This is a genomic window from Streptomyces spirodelae (assembly GCF_017676385.1).
Lineage (GTDB): Bacteria > Actinomycetota > Actinomycetes > Streptomycetales > Streptomycetaceae > Streptomyces > Streptomyces spirodelae.
This window is the reverse complement of sequence record NZ_JAFFZN010000014.1, coordinates 131692-151555: the sequence shown is the minus strand read 5'-3', so window position 1 is coordinate 151555 and position 19864 is coordinate 131692. Positions and strand designations below refer to the sequence as shown.

The following is a 19864-nucleotide window of genomic DNA, read 5'->3' as shown; positions in this document are numbered from 1 at the left end:
GTCTTCCTGACGGGTTGCCGTCAGGTCGCTAGCGTGAACGCATGGACGACAGGGACGCCGACCCCGCCGACGCCTGGCCGCTCCCTCCCGTGTGGATGTGGGGGTGCGAGAAGTGCATCGAGCTGTACAAGGCGATGAAGCACGCCTGCGAGGTGACCAACGCCGCGCGCGAGGAATACGGACCGTCGTTCGACTGCGACCCGTTCGACACGGTCCTCACCAGCCAGATCCGGCTCGCCGAGCATCTGGCCACCGAGCACACGGAGGACATCCCCGCGCAGGACCCGGCGTGCGCCAAGTGCACCTCGCCGGAGATGATCCACCTGCCCCAGCGGTTCGTCCTGGAGCACCGCGCCCGCCATCTCTTCGCCCCGCCCAGCGTCGTCGATCTGCTGTGAGCAGGCCCGCCTCCGCGTGTTCGGTCACGCCTGTGGCTTGAGGCCCACCGCCGCCCAGCAGCCGACCTCCTCGGGAGTGATCGAGCCGGACGGGCGGCGCATGCCGTCCTGGCTGTCGGCCATCTCCGGGTGCCAGTCACAGGTGGCCACGATGCCCGGCTCGATCAGGGTGAGGCCGGTGGCGGTGAACAGCTCGCGGACGTCCTCGGTGCCGCGCAGCTGCACGGTGATGCCCTGCGCGGCGTAGATCTCCACGACCTTGCGCAGGGTGGTGTCCAGCTCGTCGGTGCCGTGGGAGACCACCAGGGCGCTGCCCGGCGCGAGCGCGTCCACCAGGGTGCCGACGATGCCCTGCGGATCATCGGCGTCGGCGATGAAGTGCAGCAGCGCGACGAGGGAGACGCCGACGGGTCGGTCGAAGTCGAGGGTGCCGCGCGCGTGGTCGAGGATGCGCTTGGGGTCGCGGGCGTCGGCCTCGATGTAGTCGGTTGCGCCCTCGGGGGTGCCGCTCATCAGGGCCCGCGCGTAGGAGAGCACGATGGGGTCGTTGTCGGCGTAGACGACCCGGCAGGCGGGGTCCTCCCGCTGGGCGACCTGGTGCAGGTTGGGGGCGCTGGGAATGCCGGTGCCGATGTCCAGGAACTGCCGGATGCCCTGCTCACGGGCGAGGTAGCGGACAGCGCGGTGCATGAACTCGCGGTTCTCCCGTGCCGCGGTCAGCACATTGGGGAAGGCGGCCATCGTCTGCGCCGCGGCCTGGCGGTCCGGACCGTAGTTGGTCTTGCCCCCGAGGAAGTAGTCGTACATCCGGGCCGAGTGTGCCTTGGCTCCGGTCGACTCGGGCATCTGGTGGCTCATTTGCGGCGGCTCCTGGTCAACGGTGTGAGCACGAACGTGTCCTGGCCTGTCATATGCGGCCTGCGGAGGACAACTACTTTCGTACACACGGTGTTTGAAATCCAGAGCCTCCCGGAAGCACGGGTCCGGGGGCTCGACGACTGAGGGTCGGCGCGGACGGGGTCGATGAGCGCGCGGGGTGCGAACCGCGGCGGTCGGAGGTGTTGACAGCCCGCAGGCGGGCCCTTTCACTGGTGCCGCCTAATCGAACGGTGAACGAAATATCGAACACCCAGGCCGAGGAGACACCGCACCGATGACCACGAGCAGACGCACCCTCCTGGCAGCCACCACCGGTATCGCGGCCGCGGCCGCCACCACCACGGCGGCCACGGCCGCCCCCCGCACCGACCGGAGCAACGGCCACCGCCCCCCGCGGCGGGAGCACTTCGGCACCCTGGACAATGGCGACCGCGTCGACCGGTGGACGCTGTCGGGCGGCGGCATCCGGCTGCGCGTGCTCTCCTACGGCGGGATCGTCCAGTCCCTGGAGGTCCCCGACCGGCGGGGCCGGACCGCGAACGTGTCGCTCGGCTTCGACTCGCTCGACGACTACGTGGCCGACAGCCCCTACTTCGGAGCCCTGATCGGCCGCTATGGCAACCGCATAGCGGGCGCGAAGTTCACACTGGACGGCACGGTCTACCAGCTGCCGGCCAACGACGGACCCAACAGCCTGCACGGCGGCACCGAGGGCTTCGACAAGCGGGTGTGGGACGTCCAGCCCTACCGCAGCGGCGGCGACGTCGGCCTCACGCTGCGGTACGTCAGCAAGGACGGCGAGATGGGCTACCCCGGCACGCTGCGCACCCGGGTCCGCTACCTCCTCACACCGCGCGGCGAGCTGCGCATCGACTACGAGGCGACGACGGACAAGGCCACCGTCGTCAACCTCACCAATCACACCTACTTCAACCTCGCCGGTGAGGGCAGCGGCAGCATCGAGGACCACGCGCTGCGCATCGCCGCCTCCCGTTACACCCCCGTCGACGCCACCCTCATTCCGACGGGCACGCTGGCGCGGGTCGCCGGGACGCCATTCGACTTCCGGCACGGCAAGCCGATCGGCAAGGACCTGCGCGAGGGCCACCAGCAGATCCTGCGCGGCCAGGGATACGACCACAATTTCGTCCTCGACAAGGGCATCACCGGCAAGCCACGGCACGTGGTGACGGTGAGCGAGCCCGGGTCGGGCCGGATCATGCGGGTCGCCACGACCGAGCCGGGGCTGCAGTTCTACAGCGGAAACTTCCTCGACGGCACCCTCAAGGGCAGCTCCGGCCGGATCTACCGGGCGGGCGACGGCTTCTGCCTGGAGACGCAGCACTTCCCGGACTCACCGAACCAGCCCGGCTTCCCCTCGACCGTGCTGCGCCCCGGACAGACCTACCGGTCCTCGACGGTGTACTCCTTCGGCATCGACAGGTGACAGCCGCGCAGAGGTGTACGACCGGGACGGTGGCAGCCGCGCAGAGGTGACGGACCGGGACGGTGACGGTCGTCACCGGGGGCACGAGGTGGCTGGACCGTGAGATAAGGTCCGGCTAAGTTAGGCTCGCCTCACTTAGGAGGCCCGCTCGCACCGCACATCCCCGCTGGAGTCCGTTATGCGTCCCGTCCGCCTCTGTGCCGTCAGTGCCACCCTGGCCGCGATATCACTCGTCGCCGTCAGCGGCTGCGCCGAGAAGGCCGACGCCGGCGGGGAGGGGGCGATCAAGGTGACCGCCACCGACGACTCCTGCGAGGTGTCCAAGAAGAAGTTCCCCGCCGGCCATGTCCAGCTCGCGGTGGAGAACAAGGGCTCCAAGGTCAACGAGGTCTACATCCTCTACCCGGACGGCCGGATCGTCACCGAGCGCGAGAACATCGGCGCCGGCACGAAGGCGAAGGTCACAGCCGAGATCAAGGCGGGCGAGTACGAGATCGCCTGCAAGCCCGGCATGAAGGGCCACGGCATCCGGCAGAAGGTCGAGGCGACCGGCGGCGGCAAGACCGCCGAGCGCGACCCGAAGCTGGACGCCGCCGTCGCCGCCTACCGCGACTACACCCTCCAGCAGGCCGAACAGACCCTGCCGAAGGCCAAGAAGTTCGCAGAGGCCGTCAAGGCGGGCGACCTGGACAAGGCGAAGAAGCTGTACGCACCCTCCCGTATCGGCTGGGAGCGCACCGAGCCGGTCGCGGAGTCCTTCGGCGACATCGACCCCAAGGTCGATCTGCGCGAGGACGGTCTGGAGGACGGCCAGGACCCGAAGAAGGACTGGACGGGCTGGCACCGGCTGGAGAAGTCGCTGTGGAAGACGGAGAAGATCACCGCAGCCGACAAGAAGCTCGCGGACAAGCTGATCAAGGACCTCACCGACTGGAAGGACAGGGTCGGCAAGGCCGAGATCACCCCGACCTCCATGGCCAACGGCGCCAAGGAACTCCTCGACGAGGTCGCCACCGGCAAGGTCACCGGTGAGGAGGAGCGCTACAGCCACACCGACCTGGTCGACTTCAAGGCCAATGTCGAGGGCGCCCAGAAGTCGTACAGCCTGCTCGAGCCGGTCGCGAAGAAGAACGACGCGGCCCTGGTCAAGGAGCTGGACAAGCAGTTCTCGGCGCTGAACAAGCTGCTGGACAAGTACCGCGAGGACGACGGCGAGGACAAGGACGACTACTCCTTCAAGTCCTACGACAAGGTCGGCAAGAGTGAGCGCAAGGAGCTCTCCGACGCGGTGAACGCGCTGGCGGAGCCGCTGTCCAAGCTGGCGGCCGCCGTAGCGAAGTAACCCGGCAACCGCCGCCCGGCCCGCCGTACGGCCACTCGTACGGTCACCGGGCGGCGGCGACGGCCACCGGACGGTCGAGCACGAGGAGCGCGTTCGTGACAGCGGAAGACAGCACGAGTCAGAGCAGCAGCACAGAGCAGCACCAAGGCCAGGAAATGACACCGGAACAAGCCCCGGAACAGGAACGGCGCGAACCGGCCCGGGCCGCCGGCGAGCGGCCCGCCGTGGCGCGGAGGTCGCTGCTCGGCTGGGGCGGGGCCGGGCTGGCGCTGGGCGCCGTCGCGGCCGGCGGTACGGCCACCGCGCTGCACAACGACAGCGCCGACGCGGCCTCCGACGCCGGGCGGGCGGTGCCCTTCCACGGGGCACACCAGGCCGGCATCGCCACGGCGGTTCCCGACCGGCTGCACTTCGCGGCGTTCGACGTGACGACCGAGGACCGTGCCGAGCTGATCCAGCTCCTCAAGGACTGGACGGCCGCCGCGGCCCGGATGACGGCCGGTCACGCCGTCGGCGAGGGCGCGTTCGGGCCGATCCCCGAGTCGCCGCCCGACGACACGGGCGAGGCGGCGGGGCTCAAACCCTCCCGCCTCACCCTCACCATCGGCTTCGGCCCCTCCCTCTTCGACAAGGACCGCTTCGGACTGCACGAGCAGCAGCCCGAGGCGCTGGTCGACCTGCCCTCCTTCCCGGGCGACAAGCTGGAGAAGGCCCGCAGCGGCGGCGATCTGTGCGTCCAGGCGTGTGCCGACGACCCGCAGGTGGCGGTGCACGCGATCCGCAACCTGGCCCGTATCGGCTTCGGCAAGGCCGCCATCCGCTGGTCGCAGCTCGGCTTCGGCAAGACCTCCTCCACCACGCCCGATGCGCAGACCCCGCGCAACATGTTCGGCTTCAAGGACGGCACCCGGAACATCTCGGGGACCGACACCAAGGCGCTGGACGAGCACGTGTGGGTGGCCGAGAAGGACGGCCCGCAGTGGCTGGCAGGCGGCTCCTATCTGGTGGCCAGGCGTATCCGGATGCACATCGAGACCTGGGACCGCACCTCGCTCAAGGAGCAGGAGGACATCTTCGGCCGGGACAAGCGCAAGGGCGCGCCCGTCGGCAAGGCCAAGGAGCACGACGAGCCGTTCCTCAAGGCGATGCTGCCCACCTCGCACGTCCGCCTCGCCCACCCCGACTCCAACAACGGCGCCCGCATTCTGCGGAGGGGCTACTCGTTCACCGATGGCACCGACGGGCTCGGCCGCCTGGACGCCGGACTGTTCTTCCTGGCCTACCAGCGCGACGTACGCCGCGGCTTCATCCCCATCCAGCGCAAGCTGGCGCGCAACGACGCGCTCAACGAGTACATCCAGCACGTCGGCTCAGCTGTCTTCGCCATCCCGCCGGGCGTCCGCGACGAGGACGACTGGTGGGGCCGCGAGCTGTTCTCGTGATCACGCGATTCGACCGATTCGGCCGGCGGTCGATTCGATCAGCGAAGGTGAGGAAAGGACCGGCATGTTCGGCAACTATCTGATCGGCCTGCGCGAGGGTCTTGAGGCCAGCCTGGTCGTCTGCATCCTCGTCGCCTACCTGGTCAAGACGGAGCGACGGGACGCACTGCGCCCCGTCTGGCTCGGCATAGCCGCGGCCTGCGCCATCTCCCTCGCCTTCGGCGCCTCCCTCGAATTCGGTTCGAAGGAGCTGACGTTCGAGGCCCAGGAGGCGCTGGGCGGCTCGCTGTCGATCCTCGCCGTCGGCCTGGTCACCTGGATGGTCTTCTGGATGCGCCGCACGGCCCGCCATCTCAAGAGCGAGCTGCACGGCAAACTGGACGCCGCCCTCCAGATGGGAACCGGGGCCCTGGTCGTCACGGCGCTGCTGGCCGTGGGCCGCGAGGGCCTGGAGACCGCGCTGTTCGTCTGGGCGTCGGTACGGGCCAGCGGCGAGGGCAGTTCGGCGCCGCTGATCGGCGTGCTGCTGGGGCTGGCCACCGCCGTGGTCCTCGGCTGGCTCTTCTACCGCGGCGCCCTGCGGATCAACCTCGCCCGCTTCTTCACCTGGACCGGCGCCATGCTGGTCGTCGTCGCCGCGGGCGTCCTCGCCTACGGCGTCCACGACCTCCAGGAGGCCCGCTTCCTCGGCGGTCTGAGCACCAAGGCGTTCGACATCAGCTCGACCATCGCACCGGACAGCTGGTACGGCACCCTCCTCAAGGGCGTCTTCAACTTCCAGCCCGACCCCACGGTCGCCCAGTTGGTCGTCTGGTCGCTCTACCTCGGCATCACGATGGCCTTCTTCCTCGCCCCGCAGCGCAACGCCTCCGCACGCAAGTCGACGACCACCACGGCGGCCTGAACGGCTCACTCCAAAGAGTGCTTCCGGGGTGCGTTCACTTGCCCTTGGCGAGCTGGTCCACCCGGGGCACCGACAGGCCGAGCAGCTCCGCGACTTCCCGCAACTTCATGCTCTCGCGCAACTCCACCACCGCCTCGCCCCGCACTGATTTCACCCGCCGGGCGGCTTCGGGCAGAAGGTCGTCGGCCAGAGCCCTGGCCGTCACCTCGCGGTCCACCGGATCGGGGATGGCATCCAGACAGGCGAGTGCGGCTTCGATATGTGCAGCCATGGCCGCGCGCACTCCGGGGGAAACTTGCGGGGAAGGAGCGGGCGTGTCGGTCATACGGTAAGCCTACGACGCCCCGAGAGGCCCCTTCTACCCCCTCTTGATTTCCTTCTAGTCCCCCTCTAAAAAATGGGAGTTGCACCGACAGAGGGGGCCCACGTGAACAAAGACGACGTGACCCTCATCCTGTCGGCCGTCTCCGCGTTCTCCAGCGTGATCATCGCTGTCGGGACCATCACCTCCGTCTGGATCGCCTGGGAGAGCATCAGACGGGGCAAACGCCGCCGCTGAGATGGTACCCAGGGGTCGCTCACTGGAGCCCCCAGCGGTGGTTGGCCATCGCCACCTTCACCGACATCACCTCGGCCCTGGTGGCCGACCGCAGCTGTTGCGGATCTGCCGTCCACGCGGGCCCGCCCGGACGTACGAGCCGCACGCGCCCGTCCGCGGTGACGCCGCTGACCACTCCCGCTGTACGCCGGGCGAGGTCGGTGACGACCTCGCCCTGACGCCATGTATTACGGCTCAATTTCCGCGCTGCCCGCCCAGCGCGTGGGCCAGCTTCTCGGCCGTCGCCAGATTGCAGCCGCCCAGCTCCAGGAGCGGACTGCGCAGTGTGCTGCTCGCGCAAGAGCCGAGGTCCACCCGGAGGGACGGCAACACGATCTCCGCCTCCGCGAGTGCGATACGGAGCCGTTCGCACACCTCCTCCGCGTCGCGGAGCTTGATCAGGGTGGGGTTCTCCATGAACGGCGCCTTTCTTGGGGGAGTTTCACGTTCTGTGCTCCCAGCGTGGCGCTCCGGACATAGCCTTGTGGAGAGCACTTGCTGTGCACCTGTGCTTGTCAAGAGGCGGAGAAGCAAGATGACGGCAGAAAGCCCTCGGGCCAACGGCGATCCGAAGGCCGACCCCAAGGTGTCGACCCTGGCCTACTTCGGCACCGAGTTGCGGATCAGGAGAGAAGAGGCCGGACTGAGCCAGACTGTTCTGGCCGGGCGCACCTTCTGCACCCACTCGTACATCTCTCGGATCGAGACCGCTAGCCGCGTCCCGAGCGAGGAGTTCGCCCAGCGCTGTGACGACGTGCTGGGCACAGGCGGGATGTTCGCCCGTCTGTGGCCCATCGTGATCGAGCACGCTTATCCGGACTGGTTCCGGCCGTTCGTAGAGCTGGAGAAGGACGCTGTTGCGATTTGGGACTTCGAGAGCCAAGTGGTGCCGGGGCTGTTGCAGACGGAGGAGTACGCACAGGCGCTCTTCGCCGCAGCCCGCCTACCGAACGCCGATGAGCTGGTCGCGGCCAGAATGACCCGGCAGCACATCTTGGAGCGTGACAACCGCGCCCAGCTGTGGGTTGTCCTCGATGAGAGCGTTCTGCGCCGAGCTGTCGGCGGGCCAGCAGTCATGGCCCGGCAATTGAACGCCGTTCTGGAGGCAGCGGAAGACTCCCGGACGATCGTCCAAGTCATTCCGTTCGACGCGGGGGAACACGCCAGTATGGACGGGCCGTTCGCGGGGCTGACAATGGACGAGGGGGCCGACGTCGTGTACATCGACGGCCGTGCTCGCGGCCACATCAGCGCGGCGCCGGACGAAGTCGCCGGTTACCACCATGCCTATGATCTGCTGCGAGCCGATGCCCTCTCCCCAAAGGCGTCGGTGGACATGATCGCGGCCAGAGTGAAGGAACTTTCATGATCGACCCCACCGACCTGCCCGCCACAGCGTGGCGCAAGAGCAGCTACAGCGGCCAGAACGGCGGGAATTGCCTCGAAGTCGCCACCGACCACCCCGGCCCTGCCCTCCCCGTCCGCGACTCCAAGAATCCCACCGGCCCCGCGCTGCTGATCCCCTCCCCCGCGTGGAAGGCGTTCCTCGTACATGTACGGGGAGGCGGCTTCAAGGCGTAGGTCAGGACAGGACGACGCGGCCTGCCTGGAGCGCTGCGACGTCGCTGCGGGCTCGTTCGATGCTCAGGCCCGCGTCCCTGCGGGCCGGGCTCGCGCCGCTCCAGCGCGGCGAAGAGCGCGCCGCCGATCCGCCAGGCTGGGCCGCGCCGCCCCAGTGCGGGAAGCGTCCCAGCCCAAGTGCCAACGCAGTCCGCCCACTTCGGCCCGCGAAAGGTCGTCGGGCAGGTCTGCGTTGATCGCGACCGGGCCGTGGGGATCGGCGGCTGTTACGGAGCGTCCTGCTGAGAGTCGTCGTCCGCCCGGGCAGGTACGCGCTGCGGGGCGACGGCCGTCAGGGCGGCGGCGAGCAGCGCCAACGCCAGTAGGGCCGACATCAGTTGCACCACTGCGCCTGCGGTCAGGCAGACAACGCCGACGGCCAGGAGGGAAACCGGAGGGAAACCGCGTATCTCCGTCTCTCCGCTTCCGATTCAGGGGAGGGCCGTCCCACCGACGGTCTGCCGGGAGTCTTGCGCGGCGCTGGAGGCACCTGTGCCGCGCCGGGAGAACAGCGCTACGGCCAGCGCACCGGCGAGCAGGATACCGAACGCCACCCACAGCGCCACCGTGTAGCCGTGCACGGTGCCGACGTCGAGGGCGCGGCGGCCCCTTCCGTGCTCCCGGAGGTAGGCCGCGGTCACGCTCGTCGCGATCGAGTTGAGCAGCGCGGTACCGAACGCGGCGCCGACCTGCTGCACCGTGTTGTACGAGGCCGAGGCGACGCCTGCCTCGGCGGGGCTGAGTTCCGCCGTGGCCATGTCGGTCGCCGCGGCCAGCAGGCAGCCCAGGCCGAGACCGGTGAGGACCATGGACGGGGTCAGATAGGCGGCGAAAACGTGGGCGCTGTCCACTTCGAGCTGGGTGAGGATCAGCATGCCGAGCGCCGAGGACAGCAGGCTGCCCGCGATCAGTGCGCTCTGGGCGACGCGTCGGCTCAGTTTCCCGGCGATGAGCATGGCGCCGACCGTCGTGCTGACGGCGTTCACGAGCAGCGTCATGCCGGCCTTGACGGGCGAGTAGCCCAGGATCGTCTGCGTGTAGTAGCTGACGAACAGGTAGAAGCCGAACATCGCGATGAACATCAGGCAGACGGAGACGAACGCGGTGCCCCGTTTGCGGTGCGCGAGGATGTGCAGGGGCAGCAGCGGATGCCCACTGCGGGACTCGACCACAACGAACAGCCCGAGCAGCGCCAGTCCGCCGATCAGCAGCGCGAGAACCTTCGGATCGTCCCAGCCGCGCGGATCGGCCTGGGTGAAGCCGTAGACCAGGCAGCCGAGCCCCGCCACGCTGAGCAGCACTCCCGGGATGTCCAGGTGCCGGAGGGCCCCACTGGGGCGGTCCCGCTTGACGAGCGGCACGCCGAACAGAGCGATCGCCGCCATGGGGACGTTGATGTAGAGGCACCAGCGCCAGTTGGCGTACTCGGTGAGCAGACCGCCCGCCACCACACCGAGTGCGGCCCCGCCGGCGCCCACCCCGGCAAAGACGCCGAAGACCTTCCCGCGTTCACGGCCGTCGGTGAACGTCAGGATCAGCAGGGACAGCGCGGCCGGTGCCAGCAGAGCGGCGAATACGCCCTGCCCCGCACGAGCGGCGAACAGCATGCCCGCGGAGTTCGCCGCGCCGCCCAGCGCGGAGGTCCCGGCGAAACCGATCAGGGCGAAGGCGAAGGAGCGCCGGTGGCCGAGGGCGCCGCACACCCGGCCGCCCACCAGCAGCAGACCGCCGAAGGCCAGTGCGTAGGCCGTGATCACCCAGTGCCGGTCGGCGTCCGACATCCCCAGATCGTGCTGGGCCGAGGGAAGAGCGATGTTCACGATGGTCGCGTCCAGCACGACCATCAGCTGCGCCAGGCTGACCACGGGGAGGGTCCACCAGCGTTTCGCGGAGCGGTCGGGGAAGCGATCGGGAGGGGTCTGGGCTTCTTGCTCGATGTCTGTCACAGTCACTCGCACTATGGTCGGGTGTCTAGAACGTTGTTCCGGTGACGGTGACTCTACTACGCCTCAGCGCAGCGGGGCAGGACGGAGGGTCTGCAGGACAGGCCGCCGACGGCACCTCTGAGGCAGCAAAACCCCAGCTCATCGGGGGTGTGAGGAATTTTTCAACAAGTCGGAACGGAACTCGGCGCAGGTGCCCAGGCGCCTGCGCCGGACCGGCGCCCAAGGCATGCGAGACTCCAGTGCACACTCGGTGCGGCCGACGGCGCCGGAGTCCGAGCCGCGAGATTTCGGAGGTGAACGTCATCGCAGGGAACGAGCGCACGAAGAGCCGGTCCGGCGGGAAAGTCGGCAACGTCTGGCTGCGGCCCTCCAAGGGGAACAAGGGCGAACCCCCGCTGACCCGGGCGCGTATCGTCAAGGCGGCCGTCGCGCTGCTGGACGACGAGGGCATGGACCGGCTGACGATGAGGCGGCTGGCCGAACGGCTCCAGGTGGGCACGACGACGCTGTACTGGCATGTGGCGACCAAGGACGATGTCGTCGACCTGGCCGTCGACGCCATCTTCGGAGAGACCCAGGTTCCGGATCAGCACACCGAAAGCGCGCGCGAGGACATCGCCGCCCTCGTCGGCGACTGGCGCAACGCCATGCTCAGGCACCCCTGGGCAGCCACCGTGCCCGCGCGGCAGCGCCCGCTCATGGGCCCCAACTTCCTGGCCTGGATGGAGTTCCTCCAGACCGCACTGGTGCGCGCCGGACTGACCGGCAAGCAGCTCAACGCGGCGACGTGGGCGCTCTACAACCATGTGATGGGCGCCACCGCGACCCAGTCGAGTCTGCAGCTCTCCGCCGAGGAAACCCGGTTGGGGCAGGAATATCTGGAGAACCGACGCGAGCACTACCCCACGGTCGCCGCGAACAACTACATCGCCGACCACGACTGGGACGCCAACTTCCGGCTCGGGCTGGATTTTCTGCTCGACGGGATCGAGGCGGCCTCACGGCGCTGAGCGCTCCGCATCAGCCCAGCAGGGGGCCCGTGGCCAGGGGGAGGACCGCGCCGCCGGCGAGGCCCAGCAGGAGCGAGGCGGTGCCGGCGGTGTAGGCCGTGCCGGTGGTCAGCGGTCCCAGTACGGCGGCGCGGTGGGACTCGCCGGGGCGGACGACCGGGGCCAGCCAGCGCAGGTAGTAGAAGAGAGAGGCAACCGTGTTGGCGACGGCCACGGCCGCCAGCCAGCTGTAGCCGCCGTCAACGGCGGCGCTGAACACCTCCAGTTTGCCGAGGAAGACGCCGGTGGGCGGGGTGCCGACCAGGCCCAGCAGGCAGACGAGGAGGACGGCGGCGAGCCCTGGCCGGTGCCGGGCCAGCCCCCGGTAGTCCGCCAGCGAGCGCGCTCGGGGCAGCGCTGTGACGACGGCGAACGCACCGATGTTGGTGAGCGCGTAGGCGGCCAGGTAGAACAGCAGAGCTCGCTGTGCGAGGTCGGTGCGGGTGGCGACGGCGAGGGCCATCAGCAGGTAGCCGACCTGGCTGATGGTGGAGTAGGCGAGCAGCCGCTTGACGCTGGCCTGGAAGAACGCCGCGAGGTTGCCCCACGTCATGGAGACCGCCGCCAGAACGGCGAGCAGCAGAGGCCAATTGACGTCGCTGAGCGGCAGCGCCTGGTGCAGCAGCCGGAAGCCGGCGATCAGGCCGCCGATCTTCGGCAGGGTGGTGACGTAGGCGGCGACCGGCGCGGTGGCGCCCTCGGTGACGTCGGGCACCCAGAAGTGCGCGGGCACGGCACCGGCCTTGAAGAGCAGTCCGGCGAGTACGGCGACGAGTCCGACGGCCACCAGTCCGTAGCCGGCGGTGGGCAGCCCGATGCGCAGGTGCCGGTAGAGGGTCGCGCCCCCGGCGCCGTACAGCAGCGCGACACCGGCGAGCATGGTGGTACCCAGCAGCGCGCCGAACAGGTAGTACTTCAGGGCCGCTTCGGTGCCCGGCGCGTCCTTGGCGAACGCGGCCAGGACATAGCCGGGCAGGCTGGCCAGCAGATAGCCGGCGAACAGCGTCAGCAGGTCGTTCGCACCGACCAGGACCAGCGTGCCCGCACCGGTCAGCAGCAGCAGGACGTAGAACTCGCTCTCGCGCTTGTGGCCGCGCACCGACTCGGCGGACAGCGTCACGATCAGCAGCAGCGCGGCCAGCACGGTCAGCCGTCCGGCGTCGGTGGCGGTGTCGACGGCGAACGTACGGGAGAAGACGGTCTGTTCGCCGCCGGTCGCCATGGTGACCGAGGTGGCCACCAGTCCCGTCACACACGCGGCGGCGGCGAGCACCGCGACGGCCCACTGGCGGCGGCGGGGCAGCCAGCTCCCGGCGAGCAGGCCGCAGACGGCTGCGGCGACCAGCGCCGTCTCTGGCAGGAGTGCTGCGACGTTCTCGTTCACCGGGCCACCAGCTCCGTCACGGCACGGCCGGCCGGTTCGACCACGTCCAGCAGGAACCGGGGGACGACGCCGATGAGCAGCGCCAGCGCCAGCAGCGGCACGGTGGCCACCGCCTCGCTGGGGCGCAGGTCGACGACGCCGGCCGCCGGAATCCCGGCGGGCAGGCGTGGCGGCCCGAGGAAGAGGGTTCGCAGGGCACGCAGGAACAGCGCGGCGGTGATGAGGATGCCCAGCAGGGCCACGGCGGTCGCGGTGGCCTGGGAGGCGAGGCTGCCGGTGAAGATCTGGAACTCGGCGATGAATCCGGAGAAGCCGGGCAGGCCGAGTCCGGCGAACGCGGCGACGCCGGTGGCGGCCGCGAACCGTGGAGTGTGCGCGGCCAGGCCGGAGTACGCGTCCATCCGGTATGTGCGGCCCCGGTCGTAGAGCACTCCGGTGAGCAGGAAGAGCGCGCCGGTCAGCAGACCGTGGCTGACCATCTGCACGACCGCTCCGGTGACCGCGAGGGAGCGCGCCTGCACGTCGCTGCCCGCGAGGGTTCCGGCGGCGCCGACGGCCAGCACCACGTACCCCATGTGGTTGACCGAGGTGTAGGCGACCATCCGCTTGAAGTCGGTCTGGGCCAGCGCCACCAGGGCCCCGTACACCACGGAGACCACGCCCACGACGACGAACACCAGCGCGTAATGGCGCCAACTGCCGGGCAGCAGCGGCATGGCGATGCGGACGAACCCGTAGGTGCCCATCTTCAGCAGGACGCCGGCCAGGATGGCGGAGCCCGCGGCGGGCGCGTCGGTGTGCGCGGGGGGCAGCCAGGTGTGGACGGGCACGGTTGGGGTCTTGACGGCCAGTCCCGCGCCGATGGCCAGCAGCACGAGCCCGGCGTAGAGGCCCTGCCCGGCCAGCGGGTTGCGGCGGGTCAGCTCCACCAGGTCGAAGGTGTGCGGGTCCGCCGCCAGGTAGAGGCCGATGAAGCCGAGCAGCAGCGCGAGCGAGCCGGTGAAGGTGTAGAGGAAGAACTTCAGCGCTGCCGCACGGGCGCGTTCGCCATGGCCCCAGCCGGTGATGACGAAGTACATGCCGACGATGGACAGGTCGAAGAAGACGAAGAAGAGGATCAGGTCGAGAGCGACGAACAGGCCGATGCTGACCGTCTGCAGAAACAGGAAGAGGCACACGAAGGTCCGCACCCGGCGGGTCTCGCGCAGCGCGTAGACGGCGGTGGCCAGGAACAGCACGCAGACCATCGCCACCAGGGGCAGCGACAGGCCGTCCACACCGACGTGGTAGCCCACGCCCGCGCTGGGCATCCACCGCACCCGCTGCTCGTACTGCATTCCGCCGCGTGTGTCGAACCCCGCCCACAGCGCGACGACGAGCGCCAGGTCGGCGGCGGCCGTACCGATCCACGCCCACACACAGGCGCGGTCCGGGACCGCACGCGGCGCCAGGGCGAGCACGGCGCAGGCCAGCAGGGGCAGAAAAGTGACGACGGTCAGCACGAGTGGGTTACCTCACCAACAGCACGATCAGGGTCAGCACCGCGAAGCCGACGACGGCTTGGGCGTAGTACTGGTGCAGCACTCCGGTCTGGGGGCGCCGCGCCAAGGAGCCGAGACGGCGGGCCCCGGCGGCCACCGCACCCACCGCGGCGTCCAGTCCGCGGTCGTCGGCACGGCCCGCCAGCCCGGCCAGGGCCAGACCGCCCCGCGCGAGCTGCCGCGCCGCGCCGTCCACGACCCGGTCGTCGAAGACGGCCAGCGCACGGGCCAGCGCCATGACGGGCCGTACGAGCAGCGCGTGCGCGGCCCGTTCGAGGTGCAGCCAGCCCGCCGCCCACGGGGCCGCGGCCCGCGCTGAGTCCGGCAAGCGCGGCAGCAACCACCACATGACGCCTGTGACGATGAGGGCGACCGCTGCGGAGACCCCCGCCTCCCACGGGTGCGGCGACGGCTCGCCGCGCGCACCGAGGAGAGCGCGCAGCCAGTGGGCCGGGCCGGGCAGCGCCAGCACGCCCAGAACGGCGGCGGCAGCGGCGAGCACCCACAGCGGCAGCACGGCGGAACGATCCAGGGGGGCAGCGGGACCAGCGGCCGAACCGGTGGCCGGACCGACGGCCGGGTGAACGGGCTGCGGCCGGGTCACGTACCACAGCGCCTTGACGCTGTAGACCGCCGAGACGGCGCCTGCCGCCAGGCCCACCGCGTACAGACCGGGGCTCTCGGCGAGCGCCGCGGCGAGCACCTCGTCCTTGGCGGCCCACAGGGAGAGCGGCGCGAGCCCTGCCAGGGTCAGCGCCCCCACCGTGAACGCGGCGCCGACCGGCGGGAGGCGGCGGGCCGCGCCCTTCAGCGCGGGAAGCTGCTGGGTGCCCAGCGCGGTCAGCCAGGCGCCCGCGGCCAGGAAGAGGCCGGCCTTCACAGCGGCGTGCGCGACCAGTTGCACGGTCCCGGCTGCGACTCCCCGGCTGCCTGCGGCGAGCACCATGAAGCCCAGCTGCGCACAGGTCGAGGCGGCCAGCAGTTGTTTGAGGTCGCGCTGGGCGGCAGCGACCACGCCCAGCGCCAGCGCGCTGACGGCACCGGTCCAGGCGACCAGCGGCCCGGCCCAGCCCGTCGCGGTCAGCAGCGGGTGCAGCCGCAGCAGCAGATACGCGCCCGCGGCGACCATGGCGGCCGAGTGCAGCAGCGCGGAGACCGGGCTGGGTCCCTCCATCGCCCGCGACAGCCAGAAGGAGAAGGGCAGTTGCGCCGACTTTCCCAGCGCCGCCACCACGACACCCGCGCTCACCAGGTGCAGCCAGCCACCCCCCGCGAACGACAGCGCGTCCAGTCGCAGTGAGCCGACGCCGCCCGCCATGGCGGCACCCGCCGCGAGATACAGCCCCAGGTCCGCAGTGCGGGTGGTCAGGAACGCGGTGTCGGCCGCCTGCGCCCGGCGGGGCTGCCGCCACCAGTAGCCGATCAGGGCCCAACTGGTGGCGCCCATCAGCTCCCAGGCCATCAGCAGCAGCGCCAGCGTGGTCGCCGTGACGGTGACCAGCATCGCGCCGGCGAACAGCAGCATCACCCCGAAGAACCGGCCCCGGTCCTCCCCCGGGCCCATCTCCCCGGCCGAGAAGGCGAGGACGGCGGCGGTGACGGCCGCGACGGTGACCACCATGACGGCCGACAGGCCGTCCACCCGCAGCCCGGCCCGTACGCCGGCGAACAGCGGGGCACTCACCTGGGGCCGGGCGAACGCGACCGCCACGGCGAGCCCGAGGGCCGCCAGCGCGGTGGCGAGAGCGGCGACGGGTACGTACCCGTTCCAGCGCCGCCCGCTGAGGGCGAGCACGGTCCCGGCGCCCAGCGGGAGGGCGATCAGCGCCCACAGCAGTGCGCTCATCCCTTCAGGTCCTCCGCCATGTCGGTCGTATCGACCCGGCGGGCGCGGTAGATCGCGGTCGTGACCGCGAAGCCCAGGGCCATCTCCACCGCCATGGCCACCACGGCGGCCACGACGACGACCTGTCCACTGGCTGCGACCGGGGCGAGGAAGTGCCAGAACGCGGCGGCGGCGACGATGATCCCGCCGATCATCAGCTCGATCCCCATCATGATCATGACGATGGACTGCTGGGAGAGCGCACCGAACAGCCCGACGCAGAAGAGCCCGGCGGCGAGTACGAGAACGAGTTCGAAGGTCACCGTCCCACCCCTCCCCGTACGGGGTCCCGGGCAGGCCGCAGGTCGAGGTCGTCGCCGAAGCGGTCGTAGCGCCCACGGCGGGTGGCCAGCACCGTAGCCCCGACCATGGTGGCCAGCAGCACGAAGCCCAGCACGACCATCGTCAGCATCTGCTCGCCCATCAGCGCCTTGCCGACCTGGAAGGTGGTGTCCGGCGGCGGCTCGCCCACCTGGGCGGGCCAGGGCGTCAGGAAGACGGCCGCCACCAGCGTGGCGAAGACCGCACCGCTGACGGCGAGCGAGCCGCGCTTGTTGTGCAGCATCGACATCGGCATCAGACCGGCCGGGTTCATCATGTAGGCGATCATGAAGACGGCCATCACGACCATCTCCATCACCATCATCAGCACGGTCACCACGCCCAGATACGGCAGGCCCAGCACCGCCACCACGCCGCCGACGCAGCACAGGGAGGCCAGCAGCGCGAAGGTGACCCGGGCCATCGAGTCGCAGGTGAAGACCAGCACAGCGGTGACCAGGGCGACCACCCCCAACGCCGCCAGCAGGGCCGACTCCAGGGTGTCCACGTCGTGTCTCCTCCCTCGGTTGTCCCTCAGCGGTTGTCCCTCAGCGGTTCGGCAAGGCCGGGCTCGTCAGCGGTTCAGCACCACCAGAGCGGGCACCAGCGCCTGCACGATGGCCAGCGGGATGAGGACGACCCAGGCGAACTCCACGTACCGGTCGGCACGCAGCACCGGCAGCCGTCGCAGCACCCACACCAGTACGGCGAGCACCAGCAGCGTCTTCAGCGACGACCAGGCCCAGGCGGGCAGCCAGGGTCCGGCTCCGCCGCCCAGGAACAGCGGGACCGCCATCGCGGCGCCGGAGACGAGCCACAGCCACCGGCCGGCGCGCAGCAGCAACCGGTCGGCACCCGTGGTCTCGCCGAGCACGCCGGAGGCGATGTCCCGGCCCACCGGATAGCCGAACGGCCCCAGGAAGCAGAGCGCCGACACGCCCGCCAGGTACACGACGAAGGCGACCGGCATCCACACCGCGAACCACAGCCCCTGCTGCGCCGCCACGATGTCCCCGACCCGCAGCGACTCGGCGCCGGTGGCCGCCGTGATGAGGGCGAACATCAACGGCAGCTCGTAGGCGAGCCCCTGGGCGACGAACCGGTAGCCGCCGACCAGGGAGAAGACCGCGTTCGGGCCCCAGCCGGCCAGCCACAGCCCCGCCCAGGTGAACACCTCCATGGCGTTGAACCAGACGACGCCGACCGACAGATCGGCGACGGTCCGGTGCCCGAACGGGATCACCAGTACCGACAGCACCGCCGAGACCGGGACGGTCACCACGCCCAGCCGCCACAGCAGCCGATCGGGGGCCGGCATCCGGCGGGGCTGCGCCGCCAGCAGCCGCGGCACCTCCAGCAGCGGACGCGCCGCGGCCACGGCACTGCGGGGCCGCCCGGCGTCCCGCGCCGCCAGCAGTGCGTCCCCGGCGACCGCCAGCACCGCACCGGCCAGCAGCAGCGCGGGCGCCACCAGCAGCGACCACCAGCCCGCCGCCTCAACCATGGATTCCCACCTCCTGCGGGGCAGCGGCCAGTTCGTCCGGGTCCGGATCGAGGCTGGCCACGATCAACCGGGCCGCCGCCAGCTCGGCGCCCTCCAGCAGTTCGGGCAGCACCCGCACCAGCGCGGCGGACGGCCACCGCTCCCCGACCCCTCCGCCACGCGGGCCCTCTTCGGCAGGGTCGAGCGGCGCGGTCTCCCCCAGCCGGTCGACATCGCCCACGATGTCCTCCAGCCAGGTCCGGTAGCGCGCGGGCACATCCCCGCCGGCCCGCGCGGCGGGGCCGCTCACCCCGGCGGCGCGCGCCCGCTCCCCGTCCAGTACGCCCATCCCGCGCGTCAGCCAGTACAGCGTCCTGGACCGTCCGACCCGGCGCGCGAAGCGCCGCACCTCCGGCCGGAGCGCGGCACCGGGTGTGCCGTCGAGCAGCTCGTCCCGCAGCCGCCTGGCCGTGGCCGCCGCACCTGCCCACCCCGCGACGGCCAGCAGCCGTCCCAGACTGTCCAGATGAGCCGCCGCCCGCCGCCGGGCCGCCTCTTCCACGGTCACCGGCTCCCCACCGGCAGCCCGCGCCCACGGCTCGGCCCAGAGCGGTGCCGGCCCGTCGTCGCCGAGCTGCTGCCGGCTCGGCTCGGCCTCCTGGACGACGTCTCCCTGCAGCGTCATGCGGACAGTCAGGCCACTCGGCCAGTCAGCGAGCAACGGCCCGAGTGACACATGGAGTTGATCGAGCGACAGCCCGTCGCGATCTTCCCCCGTCCCGGCCATCGGCAACCCGGCGGGCATCTCCATGCCGCCGCCGTGGCCCTCGTGGCCCCTGCCGCTGTCACGGCCGCCGCCCTCACGGTCACCGTTGTGGGTGTGGTCGGCCAGGTCGGCGCGGCAGCGCGCCAGTGCGCCGGGGACCGCGTCCGCCGTGGGGGCGTGCGCGCGGGCGCGCGGTGCCGGGAGGTGCTGCCACAGCCGGTCGACGGCGGGCCGCAGCGCCGACCGGTCGGGACCGGTGACGAGCAGGAGGTCGGCGTCGGCCGGGGTGAGGGCGAGCGGCAGGTCATGGAGCCGGAGATACCGCTCGGCGGCCAGCCGCGCCGCCGTACCTCCCGGAGTGCTCACCGGCAGCACGTGGGGCCTGGCGGCCGTGGCCCTCAGCAGTCGGGCCCTCATGTCCATCGCAGTGCGCCTTCCCGCCAGGCGTGCAGTACACCGGCGACCAGGACCGCGAGGAAGACGAACATCTCGATCACGGCGGAGGCGCCTACGGCGGAGATGACCCGTGTCCACGGGTACATGAAGACCATCTCCATGTCGAAGGCGAGAAAGAGCATGGAGACCGTGTACCAGCGGACGTGGAAGCGGCTGACCGCGTGCTGGCTCGGCTCGAGCCCCGACTCGAACGGCCCAGCCGGCAGCGGCTCCGCCGGGCTCCGCAGTGCCCGGGCCGCGCCGTAGACGCCACCGACGCCGAGCAGGGCGACGCCCAGCAGCGCCAGCGACGCGGTGAAGCCGTTCATCGGCCCCTCGCCGTGTACAAGCGCCGTTCGTGCCGTACCGCCATGCCGGTCTGCTCCCTTCACCGTCCGTGCCGCTGCTGGCCCGGCGTACCCCT

22 protein-coding genes are annotated in these 19864 nt (G+C 70.7%); 9 read left to right on the top strand and 13 right to left on the bottom strand.

Annotation, left to right across the window (positions count from 1 at the left end; translation table 11 throughout):
• Positions 1 to 41 precede the first annotated feature (41 nt).
• The gene (locus JW592_RS16985; RefSeq protein ID WP_209265952.1) at positions 42 to 398 is read left to right on the top strand and encodes a hypothetical protein; all 357 of its coding nucleotides are present in this window, start codon (positions 42 to 44) and stop codon (positions 396 to 398) included.
• 24 nt (positions 399 to 422) lie between these two features.
• On the opposite strand, the gene JW592_RS16980 is transcribed toward JW592_RS16985, so the two are convergent.
• Positions 423 to 1256, bottom strand: coding sequence for an SAM-dependent methyltransferase (locus tag JW592_RS16980; RefSeq protein ID WP_209265951.1), 834 nt, complete (start codon positions 1254 to 1256; stop codon positions 423 to 425).
• 295 nt (positions 1257 to 1551) lie between these two features.
• Between JW592_RS16980 and JW592_RS16975 the strand changes: the two genes are divergently transcribed.
• From JW592_RS16975 to efeU, 4 genes are all read left to right on the top strand, one after another.
• Positions 1552 to 2724 (top strand): aldose epimerase family protein, encoded by a 1173-nt coding sequence (locus tag JW592_RS16975; protein ID WP_209265950.1) that lies wholly within the window; start codon positions 1552 to 1554, stop codon positions 2722 to 2724.
• 178 nt (positions 2725 to 2902) lie between these two features.
• The gene (gene efeO / locus JW592_RS16970) at positions 2903 to 4066 is read left to right on the top strand and encodes an iron uptake system protein EfeO (protein ID WP_209265949.1); all 1164 of its coding nucleotides are present in this window, start codon (positions 2903 to 2905) and stop codon (positions 4064 to 4066) included.
• Positions 4067 to 4221: 155 nt separating this feature from the next.
• Positions 4222 to 5508, top strand: coding sequence for an iron uptake transporter deferrochelatase/peroxidase subunit (efeB, locus tag JW592_RS16965; protein ID WP_209265948.1), 1287 nt, complete (start codon positions 4222 to 4224; stop codon positions 5506 to 5508).
• A gap of 64 nt (positions 5509 to 5572) precedes the next feature.
• Positions 5573 to 6412, top strand: a complete 840-nt coding sequence (efeU, locus tag JW592_RS16960) for an iron uptake transporter permease EfeU (RefSeq protein WP_209265947.1) — start codon at positions 5573 to 5575, stop codon at positions 6410 to 6412.
• Between the two features lie 34 nt (positions 6413 to 6446).
• Here the strand turns inward: efeU and JW592_RS16955 are convergent, their stop codons facing one another.
• A complete protein-coding gene (locus tag JW592_RS16955) occupies positions 6447 to 6683 on the bottom strand; it encodes a hypothetical protein (protein ID WP_209265946.1) in 237 nt (78 codons plus the stop codon).
• 156 nt (positions 6684 to 6839) lie between these two features.
• On the opposite strand from JW592_RS16955, the gene JW592_RS33220 reads away from it, so the two are divergent.
• Complete coding sequence (locus tag JW592_RS33220; protein ID WP_267878024.1) at positions 6840 to 6971, top strand: hypothetical protein; 132 nt, start codon at positions 6840 to 6842, stop codon at positions 6969 to 6971.
• A 19-nt stretch (positions 6972 to 6990) separates the two neighbouring features.
• Here the strand turns inward: JW592_RS33220 and JW592_RS16950 are convergent, their stop codons facing one another.
• Together JW592_RS16950 and JW592_RS16945 are read right to left on the bottom strand one after the other, a co-directional pair.
• Positions 6991 to 7209, bottom strand: a complete 219-nt coding sequence (locus JW592_RS16950; protein WP_209265945.1) for a hypothetical protein — start codon at positions 7207 to 7209, stop codon at positions 6991 to 6993.
• Positions 7206 to 7427 carry a hypothetical protein gene (locus JW592_RS16945; protein WP_209265944.1) on the bottom strand — a complete coding sequence of 74 codons (222 nt, stop codon included), beginning with the start codon at positions 7425 to 7427 and terminating at the stop codon, positions 7206 to 7208. The genes JW592_RS16950 and JW592_RS16945 overlap by 4 nt, the downstream gene beginning before the upstream one ends.
• A gap of 118 nt (positions 7428 to 7545) precedes the next feature.
• Here JW592_RS16945 and JW592_RS16940 point away from each other — a divergent pair, with 118 nt between their 5' ends.
• Together JW592_RS16940 and JW592_RS16935 are read left to right on the top strand one after the other, a co-directional pair.
• Positions 7546 to 8379 (top strand): helix-turn-helix domain-containing protein, encoded by an 834-nt coding sequence (locus JW592_RS16940; protein WP_209265943.1) that lies wholly within the window; start codon positions 7546 to 7548, stop codon positions 8377 to 8379.
• Positions 8376 to 8591, top strand: coding sequence for a DUF397 domain-containing protein (locus tag JW592_RS16935; protein WP_209265942.1), 216 nt, complete (start codon positions 8376 to 8378; stop codon positions 8589 to 8591). Before JW592_RS16940 ends, JW592_RS16935 begins: the two co-directional genes overlap by 4 nt.
• Positions 8592 to 9061: 470 nt before the next feature.
• Here JW592_RS16935 and JW592_RS16930 read toward each other — a convergent pair whose 3' ends face one another.
• Positions 9062 to 10588, bottom strand: a complete 1527-nt coding sequence (locus JW592_RS16930) for an MFS transporter (protein ID WP_372446524.1) — start codon at positions 10586 to 10588, stop codon at positions 9062 to 9064.
• A 281-nt stretch (positions 10589 to 10869) separates the two neighbouring features.
• Here JW592_RS16930 and JW592_RS16925 point away from each other — a divergent pair, with 281 nt between their 5' ends.
• On the top strand, positions 10870 to 11586 hold the full coding sequence (locus JW592_RS16925; RefSeq protein ID WP_307805439.1) for a TetR/AcrR family transcriptional regulator: 717 nt from the start codon (positions 10870 to 10872) through the stop codon (positions 11584 to 11586).
• Positions 11587 to 11596: 10 nt separating this feature from the next.
• On the opposite strand, the gene JW592_RS16920 is transcribed toward JW592_RS16925, so the two are convergent.
• The 8 genes from JW592_RS16920 to JW592_RS16885 form a co-directional block, all read right to left on the bottom strand.
• The gene (locus tag JW592_RS16920; RefSeq protein ID WP_209265941.1) at positions 11597 to 13009 is read right to left on the bottom strand and encodes an NADH-quinone oxidoreductase subunit N; all 1413 of its coding nucleotides are present in this window, start codon (positions 13007 to 13009) and stop codon (positions 11597 to 11599) included.
• Positions 13006 to 14511 (bottom strand): complex I subunit 4 family protein, encoded by a 1506-nt coding sequence (locus JW592_RS16915; RefSeq protein ID WP_209265940.1) that lies wholly within the window; start codon positions 14509 to 14511, stop codon positions 13006 to 13008. The genes JW592_RS16920 and JW592_RS16915 overlap by 4 nt, the downstream gene beginning before the upstream one ends.
• A 7-nt stretch (positions 14512 to 14518) precedes the next feature.
• On the bottom strand, positions 14519 to 16396 hold the full coding sequence (locus JW592_RS16910; RefSeq protein ID WP_209265939.1) for an NADH-quinone oxidoreductase subunit 5 family protein: 1878 nt from the start codon (positions 16394 to 16396) through the stop codon (positions 14519 to 14521).
• Positions 16393 to 16698 carry an NADH-quinone oxidoreductase subunit NuoK gene (locus JW592_RS16905; RefSeq protein ID WP_209265938.1) on the bottom strand — a complete coding sequence of 102 codons (306 nt, stop codon included), beginning with the start codon at positions 16696 to 16698 and terminating at the stop codon, positions 16393 to 16395. Before JW592_RS16905 ends, JW592_RS16910 begins: the two co-directional genes overlap by 4 nt.
• Positions 16695 to 17255, bottom strand: coding sequence for an NADH-quinone oxidoreductase subunit J family protein (locus tag JW592_RS16900; protein ID WP_209265987.1), 561 nt, complete (start codon positions 17253 to 17255; stop codon positions 16695 to 16697). Before JW592_RS16900 ends, JW592_RS16905 begins: the two co-directional genes overlap by 4 nt.
• Positions 17256 to 17330: 75 nt before the next feature.
• On the bottom strand, positions 17331 to 18260 hold the full coding sequence (locus tag JW592_RS16895) for an NADH-quinone oxidoreductase subunit H (RefSeq protein WP_209265937.1): 930 nt from the start codon (positions 18258 to 18260) through the stop codon (positions 17331 to 17333).
• On the bottom strand, positions 18253 to 19428 hold the full coding sequence (locus JW592_RS16890; protein ID WP_209265936.1) for a hypothetical protein: 1176 nt from the start codon (positions 19426 to 19428) through the stop codon (positions 18253 to 18255). Before JW592_RS16890 ends, JW592_RS16895 begins: the two co-directional genes overlap by 8 nt.
• A complete protein-coding gene (locus tag JW592_RS16885) occupies positions 19419 to 19769 on the bottom strand; it encodes an NADH-quinone oxidoreductase subunit A (RefSeq protein ID WP_209265935.1) in 351 nt (116 codons plus the stop codon). Before JW592_RS16885 ends, JW592_RS16890 begins: the two co-directional genes overlap by 10 nt.
• Positions 19770 to 19864 lie beyond the last annotated feature (95 nt).

Coding starts and splice junctions, on each gene's coding strand:
- efeB (WP_209265948.1), top strand. CDS start 4,222: ATGACACCGGAACAAGCCCCGGAACAGGAACGGCGCGAACCGGCCCGG.
- JW592_RS16940 (WP_209265943.1), top strand. CDS start 7,546: ATGACGGCAGAAAGCCCTCGGGCCAACGGCGATCCGAAGGCCGACCCC.
- JW592_RS16985 (WP_209265952.1), top strand. CDS start 42: ATGGACGACAGGGACGCCGACCCCGCCGACGCCTGGCCGCTCCCTCCC.
- JW592_RS16980 (WP_209265951.1), bottom strand. CDS start 1,256: ATGAGCCACCAGATGCCCGAGTCGACCGGAGCCAAGGCACACTCGGCC.
- JW592_RS16910 (WP_209265939.1), bottom strand. CDS start 16,396: ATGAGCGCACTGCTGTGGGCGCTGATCGCCCTCCCGCTGGGCGCCGGG.
- JW592_RS16885 (WP_209265935.1), bottom strand. CDS start 19,769: ATGAACGGCTTCACCGCGTCGCTGGCGCTGCTGGGCGTCGCCCTGCTC.
- efeU (WP_209265947.1), top strand. CDS start 5,573: ATGTTCGGCAACTATCTGATCGGCCTGCGCGAGGGTCTTGAGGCCAGC.
- JW592_RS16935 (WP_209265942.1), top strand. CDS start 8,376: ATGATCGACCCCACCGACCTGCCCGCCACAGCGTGGCGCAAGAGCAGC.
- JW592_RS16975 (WP_209265950.1), top strand. CDS start 1,552: ATGACCACGAGCAGACGCACCCTCCTGGCAGCCACCACCGGTATCGCG.
- JW592_RS16895 (WP_209265937.1), bottom strand. CDS start 18,260: ATGGTTGAGGCGGCGGGCTGGTGGTCGCTGCTGGTGGCGCCCGCGCTG.
- efeO (WP_209265949.1), top strand. CDS start 2,903: ATGCGTCCCGTCCGCCTCTGTGCCGTCAGTGCCACCCTGGCCGCGATA.
- JW592_RS16955 (WP_209265946.1), bottom strand. CDS start 6,683: ATGGCTGCACATATCGAAGCCGCACTCGCCTGTCTGGATGCCATCCCC.
- JW592_RS16890 (WP_209265936.1), bottom strand. CDS start 19,428: ATGGACATGAGGGCCCGACTGCTGAGGGCCACGGCCGCCAGGCCCCAC.
- JW592_RS16945 (WP_209265944.1), bottom strand. CDS start 7,427: ATGGAGAACCCCACCCTGATCAAGCTCCGCGACGCGGAGGAGGTGTGC.